The 13507-nt window shown below is 67.7% G+C and carries 8 protein-coding genes; 3 read left to right on the plus strand and 5 right to left on the minus strand.

All coding sequences use genetic code 11. The annotated features are described in order from the left end of the window. Positions 1-6: 6 nt before the first annotated feature. From HRU76_12075 to HRU76_12085, 3 genes are all read right to left on the minus strand, one after another. Entirely contained in the window at positions 7-4494 is a 4488-nt protein-coding gene (locus HRU76_12075; GenBank protein ID QOJ18277.1) for a hypothetical protein, read from the minus strand. Positions 4495-4528: 34 nt separating this feature from the next. Then, positions 4529-5065, minus strand: coding sequence for a hypothetical protein (locus HRU76_12080; GenBank protein ID QOJ18278.1), 537 nt, complete (start codon positions 5063-5065; stop codon positions 4529-4531). A gap of 79 nt (positions 5066-5144) precedes the next feature. Further along, positions 5145-7115 (minus strand): hypothetical protein, encoded by a 1971-nt coding sequence (locus HRU76_12085; GenBank protein ID QOJ18279.1) that lies wholly within the window; start codon positions 7113-7115, stop codon positions 5145-5147. Between the two features lie 293 nt (positions 7116-7408). Here HRU76_12085 and HRU76_12090 point away from each other — a divergent pair, with 293 nt between their 5' ends. Next, positions 7409-8035, plus strand: a complete 627-nt coding sequence (locus tag HRU76_12090) for a redoxin domain-containing protein (GenBank protein ID QOJ18280.1) — start codon at positions 7409-7411, stop codon at positions 8033-8035. Between the two features lie 57 nt (positions 8036-8092). Here the strand turns inward: HRU76_12090 and HRU76_12095 are convergent, their stop codons facing one another. Further along, complete coding sequence (locus HRU76_12095) at positions 8093-8839, minus strand: MBL fold metallo-hydrolase (GenBank protein QOJ18281.1); 747 nt, start codon at positions 8837-8839, stop codon at positions 8093-8095. A 24-nt stretch (positions 8840-8863) separates the two neighbouring features. After that, a complete protein-coding gene (locus HRU76_12100) occupies positions 8864-10162 on the minus strand; it encodes a SpoIIE family protein phosphatase (protein QOJ18282.1) in 1299 nt (432 codons plus the stop codon). Between the two features lie 331 nt (positions 10163-10493). On the opposite strand from HRU76_12100, the gene HRU76_12105 reads away from it, so the two are divergent. Both HRU76_12105 and HRU76_12110 read left to right on the plus strand, forming a co-directional pair. Next, complete coding sequence (locus HRU76_12105) at positions 10494-11051, plus strand: sigma-70 family RNA polymerase sigma factor (protein ID QOJ18283.1); 558 nt, start codon at positions 10494-10496, stop codon at positions 11049-11051. Between the two features lie 5 nt (positions 11052-11056). Then, on the plus strand, positions 11057-13501 hold the full coding sequence (locus HRU76_12110) for a von Willebrand factor type A domain-containing protein (protein QOJ18284.1): 2445 nt from the start codon (positions 11057-11059) through the stop codon (positions 13499-13501). Positions 13502-13507 lie beyond the last annotated feature (6 nt).

The raw sequence follows: 13507 nt of genomic DNA on the forward strand, positions 1-13507 counted from the left end.
AGCGGATCACGGAGCGCCCAATGCCCGTCTGGCGGGGGTATCGAAGGCGGCGGTGCTCGTTTCGAGCACCCATTCCGCCAGCGTGGTGAAGCGACCGCGGGGCTCCAGCACCAGGCGGAAGCCCACGTCCGCGAGGCGCATGAACTTCAGCTGCCCGCCGAAGGTGCGAGGATCAACCCGCTGGCGAACCAGCGGGTCAAGCGAAGGCGGCGACATGGACGACCCGCCCATCACGCCCAGCAGGTCCGCGCGAAGGGCGGTGTCCGCGTCGGCAGGGGTGAGAATCCGCCGGTCCCGACCTTCCCGGAAGACCAGCGGATCGTCATACGTCCACTCCATCACGTTGCCCAGCAGATGCTCGAAGTTCATCACGGGATCACCCGGAATCTCCGTAAAGTACAGCACGCCGTCGTCATAGCCCGTGAGGTGCGAGTCGGCGTCCGCCGACGACGAACGCGAGGGGTTGTTGAACGAACCCCGATCGGGCGTGATGAGGGTCTGGTTCAGTTGAGCGGCGACCTCGACCATGTGAGCCCGCTGTCGCTCGAAACGGGTGTCCCGGAGATTCGGCGCCGGAGTCAGCGCGCCGCGCTGGATCTCGCCCTTGAGCCGATCCCAGTCGGTGATGAACGGATTGCTGTAGGACTGTCGGATCGCCGCCTGAAACTCCAGGTTGGTCGGCAGACGACAACCCAGCAGCGATGCCGCGTAGGCGGCGGCGGTTGGCGACAGGTGCTGCATTGGATAATTGCGATCCGGCAGCCGGGAGTCGATGTCGGTGTTGATGTCCAGTCGCACGTTGTCGGCGTTGCGCCATTGGTCGGTGTCGGCTCGCCAGGCCGGACGTTCGCCCTGACGCAACGGCAGGGGCGGCGAGATCAAACCCGGTGGGTTTCGCCGGTATTGCCACACGCGCGGGCCATAGCGGCGATCAACCTGCGCACCGACATCCACCAGGTGCTCGGCCACGCCCTGAAGACCTCGCGCCCGGTTGATCGTGTCCGCGAACAGGTTGAATGAAACCTCGGTGGTCGAAAGGTACACGGGCGACTTGAAGCCCAGTTCCTTCAGATCAGGCGCCCGGCTGGGGTCCACCAGACGGAAGATCAGATGGATCGGGCGCTCACCGGCGGTGGCGTAATGGACCCAGGGCGGCGGCGCATTTCCCTGCCTCGGCCCTTCCTGGACCAACCGCCAGCCCTGGGCCACCCGCTCATCGGGGCTGGCGGAAGGCCCGATCCTGGTGAAGTCCACGCGCGTGTTCTCCGGCGCCAGCATGTCGTTCAACTCGGTCAGGAACGACGCAACCTGCTGCGTGGAACGCACCGTGGCGTCCATCGCGCCCATGTCGGCGAGGAACTGTCGGATCAACGGCGTGGTCAGTTCATCATCCTGAGATGCACCGCCCTGATCGATGCGCTGCCGGAACGCCATCAGGTCAAGGTTCCAACCCACCCACGGCGGCATCTGCTCGCGTCGAGCGTGGAATCGCCCCATCTCACGCAGCATGGCCTCGATCTCCACCGCCGATACGCGGGTCGCCAGGTGGTTCAGCCAACGGTTCGGCGCCTGCCCCCGGAGGCGATCGGACAGCCGCCTTGCGCGATCCGCCTCGTCCAGACGCGACAACAGGGCTTCGTATCGCTCCAGGGCCTCGGCATGCAGCCGCAGGGAATCGGCGTCCCCGGCGATGGGAAGTTCACCCAGCCGCTCCCAGACCGCCCGCGTGATCTCGATGCGATCAGCGTGCTCCGCGGCCGATCCGTAGGCGGAGACGGATTGAAGGTCGTCGAGCGTGGACACCCGCTCCAGGTCGCTGATGCGCGTGAGGAGCCCGGAGAAGACGTCGGCGAACCCGTCCAGCGAAGCAGCGTCCATCGACGCCGGGCGTCTCCATGCCGCAAGCATGGTCCGAATTGTCCCCTGGTTCTCGTCCGGCTCGTCGGGCAGGTAGGCCAGGTCGAGCAGACGCCGCAGTCGATCAAGGTCGGCGAACAACCCGGTCACCGACTGCTGCCACGCCGCGAATGACTGCTCTTCGCGCTGCAGGGCGCTGCGAACCGTCTCGTGCTCCAGCGAGGCGCCGCTCCCTCCCGGCGCGGCCAGACGGTTCAGGGACTGCACCACGACCGCAACGCCCTGCTCGCGACGATCCTCGGCATGACGCCGCGCCAGGTTGGGTTCGGGCGCGGCATCCAGAATCTCCCGAACGGAGGGTTCGAGTTTCAGTCGATTCAGCACCAGGTCGCTCAGAGCGGACTCGAAATCCAGCGTCGCCCCGTTGAACGCGAGGTATTTCGATCGATCCGCTTCGTACTGTCCAGCGTCGCCGGCGCGGGCGAAGTATTCATCCCAGGCGCGCTGCGCGGAGGCCGAGGCGAACCGGACCGCGCGCTTCCGCTCGAGGAACTCCGCCGGCGGTTGAAGGACGATCCGGTGGACCGCCTCGGTGTCGTTCAGCAGACGGGCCAGTTCCGTCCTGACCCGCTGATCCGATGCAACGATGTCCTGACGATCGCGTTCGATCAGCGGTCGCTCGTGCAGGGCCGTCAGCGCCGCCGTCACCTCGGCGCGGCGCCGCGCCAGGTCGTCCACTTCCGGCAGGCGGCGTCCGTGCAGAAACTCGTTGACTTCTCCCAGGAGTTCATCGACTTTCCCGGTCGTGGTTGCCGCTTCGGCGCGGGCAAGCCGCGGATCAGGCGCGATGATGCGATAGCCCCGCGCGGATTCCGCCCAGGACTCAAAGGTCGCGGCATCGTTCAGTCGCGACGGGTCAACGGGATGTTCGGCGACCAGCAGATCCCAGCGAAGCCCCGATTCGTCGATGGACGACACGTCGTCGATCCGCCGCGCCAGCGGCAGCAGGTCCGCCGCCTGCCTCGCCAGCGCTTCGAGTGACGAAGCGCCAGTCAGCCGCCCCTGCGACCAGCGGACGAACGCGCCGGGCGCCGGGCTGGGGCGCTGCGAGGCGACTGCCTCGATCCGGCTGATCGCATCCAGCAATGCGAAGGTCGCCTCATGTGCGGATCGCACGCCGGCCAGTTGCACCACCATCTCGGCCAGCCCCTTCGGCTCCTCGTCCTGCAATCCGACCAGCAGGGCGCGAAGTTCGCGGGCCGGCCCGTCCAGACCGATGCCAGCCAGCTGGTCGGCGGCGTTGGAGCACTCGGTGGCGAGCGCGCTTTCCCGAAGCGACTGCTTGAGAGAATCCAGCAGGACGACGGCGCGCTGAACCCGCGCGTTCTCCGCCTCCGAGAACCAGCGGAGACGCAGCTCGGGCTTGAGGATGTAGAACTGAAAGTTCCGCTGCGACTCGATCACGTCGCGGTTCTCAACGTCGTCGAGCAGGCGGGGGACGGAGGTCGGTTCTCCCTCGCGCCGCGGCTCGCCGGGATTCGGTCTCAGACCGAAGTAACGGCGCGGATCAAACTGCACCTGTTCGGCGGCGGCGGCGGAGCCGAATCGGTCCAGAATGCCGTTCAAATCGTCCAGCACCGCGCGCATCGACTCGCTGGTCCTCGCCGTCTGGAACGGGTCTCGACCCGCCCTTCGTTCGACGAAGAGGCGGGCTTCGAAATCGGTGAACCAGTCCTCGCAGGCCTCGCTCAGCGTCATCAGATCGCGGCGCAGGGGCTCCACCTGCGCCTCACTGATGGTGGCGACGTGGAAGAACTGAAAGTACACGAGCAACCCCACGCCGATCGTGGCGGCCAGCCCGCCCCCAGCCAGCACCGGCTTGCGCAGACTGCGCGGTTCGATGGGGAGCGACTCGATCGCCTGCCGAATGGTGACGGGCTCGCGGCCCGCGCCGGGATCGAGCCAGCGATTGACGGTGTTGAGCCAGGCCTCGCCGCTGCGACCAAGCCGTTTCCACGCCTCGGTCATCTGGAGCGGCCATCGGGCCGCGGCCCATGCGGGTCGACGCTCCACCACCTGTTCGATCAGCCGCGCCGTCGCGCGAAGGTCGGTCGTCACCGGGTCGCCCGAAGCGGTCGGTGAGGGGTCCGTGAGCGTCACCCGCGCTTCGGTCAGGTCGTCGAGTCGATCCAGCAGCACCTGCCGGGGGTGGAGAACGCCCACCGGGCGGGCGGCGACGGCGTGGAACGCCTCGACGCCCAGCAGAACCTGCTCGACAAGCGTGCGCAACCCGGCGGCGTCAACACGCACGCCTCGATCGATCAGGGACTGCGCCGAGACGAGGGAGTGAACGCGATGCACCACCACGCGCCCCTCGGTGAGCGACACGTGATCGACCCGGGCCCAGCGATCCGACGCAGCGGCGACCTCGCGCTGGACGCCTGCGGCCTCCGCGAACAGACGCAGTTCAATCGCCGCGCGGGCGTTGCCCTGCAGCAGCGGCGAGGGCTCGAAGACGCGCGCGACCGTTGGCGTCTCGCCGCGAGAGCTGCGCCCGGTCGCACCGACCGCGTGCAGGGATTCGATCCCGTCGCCCCAGATCCGCTCCCCCAGCGCGATTCCCCCTCCGGACGGCATGCGATCGCTTCCGTTCAGGGTGTCGGGAGAGGGACTACTTGACCTTCTCCGGTTTCATGGCGGAGACGCACTGCACGCCGTCGGACTTGACCACGATGTTGATCTGCTGACGGTCGTTCCAGCGCGCGGTGCTCAGCGGGAGAACCAGCCGCCGGGTGTCGCCGCCCGTGCTGGTGACGCCCGAACCGGGGATGCTCGCCAGCAGCACCACGTGCATGGCGCCCTGGTTTCTCCAGGTGTTCCACACCTGGGCGTCGTATCGCAGCGTCTGGGGCTGCGGCTGCTGATTGCTGAAGCTCATGGTGTGGCGCGTGGCATTGGCCCGGCGTGCGTTCCGGGGCGAGAAGTAGTCGTCAACGTTCTGGGCCTCCCAGGTGGGCTTGTCCAGCTCCGTCACGCCGACGATGTCCACTTCGAAGGACACCATGGAGCCGCCGCTGCGCAGACTCTCATCGGGGCTCACCACGAACGTGTACTGTCCCATCTTCGGCGTGGAACTGCAGCCCATGAACGCCGAGCACGCCAGCGAGAGCAGCAGCATCCACCATCCAAGTCGCATGAGCGTTGACATGTCCGTCGCTCCTGATCCACGTGTTGCGGGTTGGTTTGTTCCCCCGGCCGAGTCGTCGAATCATACCCGGAATCATCGTTCACCGCGCGCCGATTCCCAGCCCGATCTGGCGAAGCACCGCGTGAATCTCCCGGTTGAAGCGCCAGTCGATGACGATCAGACTCCGCGACTTGACGATCAGGTCGCCGACGTTCTTGAGCACCGGATCGAAGATGCGGTGGATGCCGCCCGACGGAGCGTCGGCGAAGTCGCGGCAGTGGCTATCCGGTCCCGCGCCCGGGAACAGGCGCACCAAGGTCGCCAGCACGTCGTACCACAGTTCCGCGGGAATCAGGTCGCGGGCCTCGGCCGGGTCCATGGACTGCCTCAGGAGCCGGTGCGGCCCGAGCGAATCCTGCCACCGGGGGTCGCGAGCCATGATCGTGGCGATGCGTTCGCGCAGGGGCGTGTGCTCGTCGTACTCCACCTGCAACTGGCGCGCCAGCGAAAGGAGCTCGTCCAGCGCGACGGGAAGGGTGTTGTCGCGGTTCACCAGCAGCGTGCGCACGCCCAGCACGCCCAGGGCGTACATGTCCTGCGGGGAGGTGAGCAGCGGAACGACCTCGAACGGCACGTTCCCAAGGGGGATGCCCGCCGCGTCCTTGAGCGCGGAGCGCAGGTCGGTCGAGAACTGGTGCGGCACGGTGCGGAACCGCTTCTCGCCGCTGGCCATGGCGGCCTGCTCGTCGAACCGCGCGTACAGGTCAACCGGCTTGTCGCGAACGGTCAGTCGAAGCCAGACCAGGTCGTTGCGGGCGCACGTGAACCGTTCCTGTGTGTCAAACGTGCCTTCGAGAATCGTCTCCTTGTCGGTGTCGGACACCGCGCCGCGCAGCCGAACCACGCCGCGACCGCTGGGCGCCGCGGCCGCGGAGACCGGGTGATACACGGTCAGCCCATCCTGCCCCCGAGCGAAGTACGCCGTATCCGTGCCCCGGATCGGCAGCCGGATCGCGGCGCCGGGATCGACCAGCACGGCGGATGCCGCCCACAGGCGCGGCAGTCCGGCGCTCTGCGTCGCCAGACGTACGCGGAAGGAATCGGCGTTCAGATTGAGCAACGGGGCCTGGGTCATCCGCACATGGCGATGAACGGCTGCGATCGCGTCCCCCAGCATGCGGATCTTCAGGTGCAGCGTCTCGATGATGCGCCCCGCCCTTCCGTGACGTCCCTGGAACAGCCAGTCCTCTCCCAGCAGGTGACCTTCGGGGATGACCATGGGTTCGTCGAGGTCCGGACCCAGGTCGATCGCCTGTCGGCCGTGCCGCACGCCTTCCCACGCCTCGCCTCCGAGCACGTCGATGAATGACTCATACATCAGCGGCAGGTGCTCGCGAATGCGCAGCAGCCCGGCGCCGGGGTTGAGTGCCGGCGCGGTCGAGATCGTCATCAGCGCCTGCTCACGCGTGACGCACCGATCATTCGTCGGGGCATCCGCCGAGGTGGGGGCGAAGGAACCCGTCGTACCGGCACGCCAGTAGCGGTGCAGCGACCCGCCATACGCGGGCAGACCGGCGGCGGTCAGCGCGGCGTCATCGACGCAGAGCCGCCATGCTCCGGCGGTCTCCCCCTGTGATCCACCCTGACCCGGTGTGACGCATGATCCGGTTTTCAGGTCGACGTAGGTCGGCGCGGGATGATCGGCTTCCCAGCCGATTCGAAAGAGCGGAGCGTCGGGCACCGCGTCGCACGCCTCCACGTTCGACTGCCAGCGATCATCCAGCAGGCGGTTGGTCACGGCCTGACGTGCCCCGTGCAGGCCGCGGGCCACGCGGTCAATGTCCTGAAACGCCATCTCCAGCCAGCGATGCACACGTCCCCCGGCATCCAGCAGACATCCGAGGAGGACGCGGGCGTCGGCCTCCTCCCGCAGCGTGACAAAGTGGCCGGCAACGGGGTCTGGCTCGCGGCGGGCCACCACGCAAGCTTGCAGTACGCCCATGGAGACGCTGCCCTCCAGGGGGACGGCCAGGTAGGCGTCGGAAAGCTTCCATCGGGGTTTGGAAGGCATGAAGTGGAATCCGGTCGGCGGCAGTCGAGCACAACCATCGTCTGGGGCGCCTCGCCGACCGCGTGACCGGCGAAACGACGTTGCCAAGGCCGTTCAGTGTAGCGGAAACGACCCGCTTCCGGGAAATGGCGCCCACGCCCGGGTCAACCGCGGCGGGTCGGGGCAGTAGAATCTGGTGGCAGGGGAGAACAATTCCTGCCTCTCGTGCGTTTGACAGGTCACCGGCGCATTCCTTTCCCATCTGCGCCACCGATCGGTCGCACGTGTGCGACCTTCCTCAGGAGAACTCTGCAATGAAGACACGACGTCACCTGCTGTCGCTGTTCGGTCTGGCCGCTGCCGCCGCCGTCGCCCTTGGCGCTGCCCAGAGCGCCCCCAGTCAGGACGCCTCGCCCAAGATCGGCGAAGCCGCGCCGGCCTTCACGCTGAAGGACATCAAGGGCAAGGAGCACTCACTTGCCGACTACAAGGGCAAGATCGTGGTGCTGCAGTGGATCAATCCCGGCTGCCCGGTCTGCAAGCGCGTGTTCGTGAGCGGTGTCGAAAAGAACATGCTGACCTCGCTCAAGGAACTGGACAAGGACATCGTCGTCCTGGGCATCAGCAGCACCCACAACCTCGGTGAGGACGGCATCGCCAAGTACCTCGAGTCCACCAAGATCGAGATCAGCGCGCTCATGGACCGCGACGGCAAGGTCGGGCGGCTCTACAACGCCAAGACCACGCCGCACCTCTACGTCATCGACCGCGATGGCAAGCTCCGGTACAACGGCGCCATCGACGACGATGAGCGCGGCAACAAGGGCGACAAGGCCACCAACTACGTGGTCAATGCCGTCAAGCAGATTCTCGCCGGTGAGACGGTGTCGCCAGACACGACCCGGCCCTACGGCTGCAACGTGAAGTACGCCCGCAACTGAGCGATCGCTCCACGGGTTGCTTGACTCCTCGACGCCCCCGGTTTCCGGGGGCGTTCTTCATTCAAGCACCAGGAGTTCGCGGTCGCGCAGCGGCGGAATGTCGCTGCATGCCGGATCGAAGTCATCCACCATGTGGATGAGGCGCATCTTCCGCCGCAGGTCATCCGGCAGCGAGTTGAGCGACTCAATGGGCGTGTGCGCCGGGCCCAGGTTGGTCTCGTGAACGATGAGATCCGCGTCCGCCAGCCACTCGACGTGAGCCGGCTCGAACGGGGTGTCGCCCGACCAGCCAAGCGTCCGCCGGCTGTCCGTGATCTTCACGCCGACCGTCGGCACAGGGTGGCGGGTGGGGCGCGTTTCGACGCGCAGGCCCGCGATCAGAGATGGTTCACCAGGCGTGATGACACGCAGGTCAAAGTAGTCCGCCAGCGTGCGCGGCGAACTTGGATCGCCCGAGGCGTCCATCGCCGGGGCGAGCTTGCCCCACACCCGCGAGGCCACCTCCGCGGTGACGTGCAGGCGCGGCGTCGTGGTCGTCATGCCCAGCCGACGCGAGAACCATCGCCAGAAACCGAACGACTCCAGCCCGTTGCAGTGGTCGCCGTGCAGGTGCGTGATGATGACATCGTCGATATGACGCGCGTCGATCGACGCGCCGTGTTCGCTGGTCGCCTCGTGGATGGCCCGGTGAATCGGGTCGGGACAGTCGAGCAGCACCCAGCCGTGCGGCCCCTCGATGAGCGCGCTCGACCCGAAGTGCAATCGGGTGAAGGCGTCTCCAATGCCGAGAATGAAGACACGCATGATTCTCTCACCGCTCTTCCTGGATCAGGGAACGCACCGGACGATCACCATGGTCCGGTCGTCCGAGGCCGGCGCGCCGCCCGTGAACGCGGCGAGGGCCTCATTGATCGCCCGAACAACGCCTTCCGCGCCCAGCCGGTGAGATGCGCGAATCACATCGCAGGTTCGCTCGATGCCGAAGGGGTGCTCGGTTCCTCCCTCCGCCTCGATGATGCCGTCCGAGATCGCCGCGAAGATGTCTCCGGGTTTGAGCCGGATCGTCGAACCCTCGCACGGACCAAGCTCGCGCCCGATGCCCAGCGGCATGGCGTCCGCGCCGAGAACCTCGACGGAGTCGGCGTGCGCGTGATACCACAGCAGCGGCGCCTGACCCGCGCTGAACGTCCGCAGCGTGGCCTTTGGCGCATCCAGCAGGCCGAACCACGCGGTGACGAACCGACCCACCGGCGTGTCGCTGAGCAGCTGCCGATTCAGATGATCGATCAGCACCGGCCAGGGCGCCGCCAGCCGCACGCCCATGCGCAGCAGGGCCCGCATTTCCGCCACCATGAGCGATGGGCCCACGCCGTGCCCCGTGGCGTCCGCGAGCACCAGCATGACCTGCTCGACCGGCGTGTGCGGATCGCCGTTGCGACCCGCCCTGGAGAGCGGGATGACGTCGAAGGTGTCGCCGCCAGTCTGGTCGGCCGGTTCGCTCCATACCGCCAGTTCGAAGCCCGGCAGCACCGGCAGGGTGCGCGGGAGCGTGCGCTGCTGAATCTCCCTCGCCAGTTCCAGTTCCCGCTCCAGCCGCCGGCGCTGCAAGGCCTCTTCCACCAGCCGCGCCCGCTTGATGGCTACGGCGGCCTGGGCCGCCAGGGCCTCGGCGAGCAGCACGTCCTCGGCGCCGAACGCGCCGCCTCGCTTGTTGAGCACCTGCGCCACGCCCACCAGCTCCGCGTCGAAACTGTGCAGGGGGATGGAGAGGATGCTGTGCGTACGGTACCCGGTCCGGCGATCGACTTCGGCGTTGAAGCGAGGGTCGTCGTACGCCTCTCGCACGTTGATGGTCGTGCCGCTCGTGGCGGCGGCGCCGGCCAGGCCCTCGCTGATGGGGAATCGCACCGCGCCGCCGCCCGTTGCCAGGCCGTGGGCCACGGTGGCGAACAATTCGCCGCGCACCGCGTCATGCTCGAACACCGTGGCCCGGTCGGCGTTCAGCAGGTCGCGCATGGCGTCGATGATGAGTGACAGCACTTCTCCCAGATCCGCCGTGACGCCCAACCGGCGGCTGACCTCGAGCACGCGGCGCAGGGCGTCGGATGGCAGGGCGGGGTGGGGCATGGGTGGCGAAGTGCTGAGTGCCGGGGAATGAATGCTGAGTGACGAAGGGGAGGGGTTTGGATTCTCAAATCTTGGTGATCGGCTTGGGACGGTCGGTCTGCCTGTGAGCGGGGATGGGTCGAGTCCGCGAAGCCCATCGACGCGGCAGCCGGCCGTCGCCAAACTGAGAACCGGGAACCGACAACCCCTCCATCGTACCGCCGCACGCCTCGTGCGACCGATGATGCAAAGAATCTTGGGGGAATCTCGGTTCGACGCTAAGAACCCCGCGTTTCCCGCGTCTGATCTGGTGACGCCGTGAATGGTACTGGTCCGATCCGCATCGCAGCCAATGAAGCACGATGACGCGACCGACAATGCCGGCTGGGTGCGGGGACTGCTCGAATCTCACGAGCAGCCCCTGGTTCGTTACGCCCAGCGGCTGACCGGCGATCTGGATCAGGCCCGAGACGTGGTGCAGGACGTGTTTCTTCGCCTGATCGCCGCGGATCGGTCCTCGGTGGATGGTCACGCCGTGGAGTGGCTCTACACCGTCTGCCGCAACCGCTGCCTCGACGTGCGGCGGAAGGAGCGACGCATGACGACCCTGAGCACCGAAGCCGAGCAAGTGCTGGAGAATCGGGGATCAGCCGATCCGTCGCCAGGTGGGGAGGCATTGGAAGATCGGGCCGCCATGCTGCGGCTCATCGACGCCCTGCCCGAGCGGCAGCAGGAGGTCATCCGTCTCAAGTTCCAGGCGGGGATGAGCTACCGCGAGATCAGCGGCGTCACGAACCTCACCGTGAGCAACGTGGGGTTTCTCATTCACACCGGGCTGAAGACCATCCGCGAGCGATTGGCGGCCCGGGCGTTGCGCGAGGAGCAGGCAGGGTTCGGACTGGCGAGGTGACCACCATGCACGACGACCACAACATGCTGAACGCCGACCCGACCGAGGTCGAGGCCGCGCGCCTCACCGCCTACGCCCTCGGTGAACTGGACCCCGCGGAGCAGGAGGCGTTGGAGCGACAGCTCATCGCCGACCCGCGCGTCGCCGCCGAGGTCGGGCACATTCGTCGCACTGCGGAGGCCGTGGCGCATGGTCTGCGCGCTGAACCAGCCGCCGGACTGACCACCGCGCAGCGCGACGAGATCGAGTTCCGCCTCTCCCGGCGCGCCATTCGACCGGCGGTCTGGCATCGGCGATCGACGTGGGTCGGTCTGGCTGGCGCGGCGGTGGCGGCGGGGCTGGCCCTGGCGGTGGGACTGCCGATCCTGTTCGACACGGCACCGCGCGATGACCGCTCGACGCACGTGTTCGGAGGAGGCGCCGGTGATCCCGCCGCGATCGGCGGTCCGAAGAGCGGCACGTTGGCGACGCTGAACGACGTTCAGGAGTCCAACCTGCAGGCGGACGGAGAGCGCGAAGTCCTGGCGATCCCTGGCGACGGTCGAGGGAATGCCGCGGCGCCGCTTGGAGAATCATCGTCTGGCGGCGTCGAATCAGCCCGGCGTCTGGCCAATGAACCCATGCCGCCCGGCGGAGGGGCGAGCGGCCAAATGACTGAGGCGCGTGATGAAGGAACACGTGCTCGCCACGTGGTCACCGAATCGCTTGAGCGAGGTGGCTCATCGGCGCCTCGCGGGATGGAGGCGCCCCCGGCTCCACCCTCACCAACCTCACCCGCCGACACGCGCGGTCCCGCCGGCTCAGGAGGGCTCGGGTTCCCCGGCGGCGTCAGCGGTGGGCTCCCGGGCGGGGGAGGGGGTGGTGGCGCTGTCGGTGCGCCAGCCGCCCGACCCGCCGCACCGGACGCCGATGGCTTCTCGGGCGGAGCGCCCATGCGACAGGGTGCTCCGCGTGACGCCGATTCCGAGGTCGGGCAGGAGTCGTTCGGGCGCGACAGGTTCATCCGCGAAGCGCCGAGCAATCCGTTCAAGTCCGCCGTCGGCCAGGAGGACTCCACCTTCTCGATCGACGTGGACACCGCGTCCTACGCCAACCTGCGACGGATGCTGCTCGCCGGGCAGTGGCCTCGACCCGATCAGGTCCACATTGAGGAGATGCTCAACTATTTCTCCTACTCGGACCCGGCTCCCGCGCCGGACGCGGAGCACCCCGTCGCCGCGCACGTGGAGTTGGCGACCTGTCCCTGGGCGCCGGATCATCGACTCGCTCGAATCACACTCAAGGCGCGCGAGATCGACATGGCCAACCGTGTCGGATCGAACCTCGTCTTTCTGATTGATGTTTCCGGCTCGATGGCGCCGGCGGACCGCCTGCCCCTGATCAAGGAGTCGCTCACACTGCTGGTGAACACCCTGACGGAGGATGACCGTATCGCCATCGTGACGTATGCGGGTGATACCCGCGTCGCTCTGCCGCCCACCTACGCCAACCGCAAGCCCGAGATTCTTGACGTAATCGACTCGCTGCGCACAGGCGGCGGGACCAACGGCGCCTCCGGGCTGCAATTGGCGTACGACACGGCTGCGGCGGGATTCATCGAAGGCGGAATCAACCGTGTCATCCTGGCGACGGATGGCGACTTCAACGTCGGCGTATCCAGCGCTGAGGGGCTCCGCACGCTCGTGGAGGAGAAACGCCAGTCCGGCGTGTTCCTGAGCGTTCTGGGCGTGGGGCGCATCGGCGACGACCGCATGAAGCAGCTGGCCATGCACGGCAACGGCAACTACGCCTTTCTCGACTCGGTCGATGAGGCCCGCCGCGTGCTGGTGAAGGAGATCGGCGGCACCCTGGTCACCGTGGCCGGAGACGTCAAGGTGCAGGTTGAGTTCAACCCCGCGCTGGTGTCGGAATACCGGCTCATCGGCTACGAGCGGCGCGTGCTGGCGGCGGAGGATTTCGCCGACGATAGCAAGGACGCGGGCGAGATCGGCGCCGGGCACGCCGTGACCGCGCTCTATGAGATCGTGCCCGTGCGACCCGGCGGCGGAGAGGACGCCGTGACGGAGCAGACCGACCGGGACGCTGCTGAAGCGGCGCGGCGAGCCCGCGAGGCCGCCGAAACCTTCGGCGGCGACATGCTGCGCGTCCGCGTTCGATACAAGCGCCCGGACGGGGCGGAAAGCGACGAGTTCGCCGTCACCGCGTCGGACACCCGTCAGTCGTTCGAGAGCGCCTCGCGCGACTTCCAGTTCGCCTCGGCGGTGGCGGTGTTCGGGCTGGTGCTGCGTGAGTCGCCGTTCCGCGGCGCGGCGACGCTTCAACTGGCGCGGGAACTGGCCGCCCCGGCCGCCGAGCACGATGCGACCGGCTACCGTCAGGAGTTTCTGCGGCTGGTCGACCGGGCCGTCGAGTTGCGGTCAGCACGAGCCGCGCCGGCGGAAGATCGGTGACCGCGG

The organism is Phycisphaeraceae bacterium, from assembly GCA_015709595.1.
Lineage (GTDB): Bacteria > Planctomycetota > Phycisphaerae > Phycisphaerales > SM1A02 > CAADGA01.

Excerpts from the sequence above, each read along its gene's own strand:
- HRU76_12090 (QOJ18280.1), top strand. The coding sequence starts at position 7,409 with ATGAAGACACGACGTCACCTGCTGTCGCTGTTCGGTCTGGCCGCTGCC.
- HRU76_12085 (QOJ18279.1), bottom strand. The coding sequence starts at position 7,115 with ATGCCTTCCAAACCCCGATGGAAGCTTTCCGACGCCTACCTGGCCGTC.
- HRU76_12100 (QOJ18282.1), bottom strand. The coding sequence starts at position 10,162 with ATGCCCCACCCCGCCCTGCCATCCGACGCCCTGCGCCGCGTGCTCGAG.
- HRU76_12075 (QOJ18277.1), bottom strand. The coding sequence starts at position 4,494 with ATGCCGTCCGGAGGGGGAATCGCGCTGGGGGAGCGGATCTGGGGCGAC.
- HRU76_12095 (QOJ18281.1), bottom strand. The coding sequence starts at position 8,839 with ATGCGTGTCTTCATTCTCGGCATTGGAGACGCCTTCACCCGATTGCAC.
- HRU76_12105 (QOJ18283.1), top strand. The coding sequence starts at position 10,494 with ATGAAGCACGATGACGCGACCGACAATGCCGGCTGGGTGCGGGGACTG.
- HRU76_12080 (QOJ18278.1), bottom strand. The coding sequence starts at position 5,065 with ATGTCAACGCTCATGCGACTTGGATGGTGGATGCTGCTGCTCTCGCTG.
- HRU76_12110 (QOJ18284.1), top strand. The coding sequence starts at position 11,057 with ATGCACGACGACCACAACATGCTGAACGCCGACCCGACCGAGGTCGAG.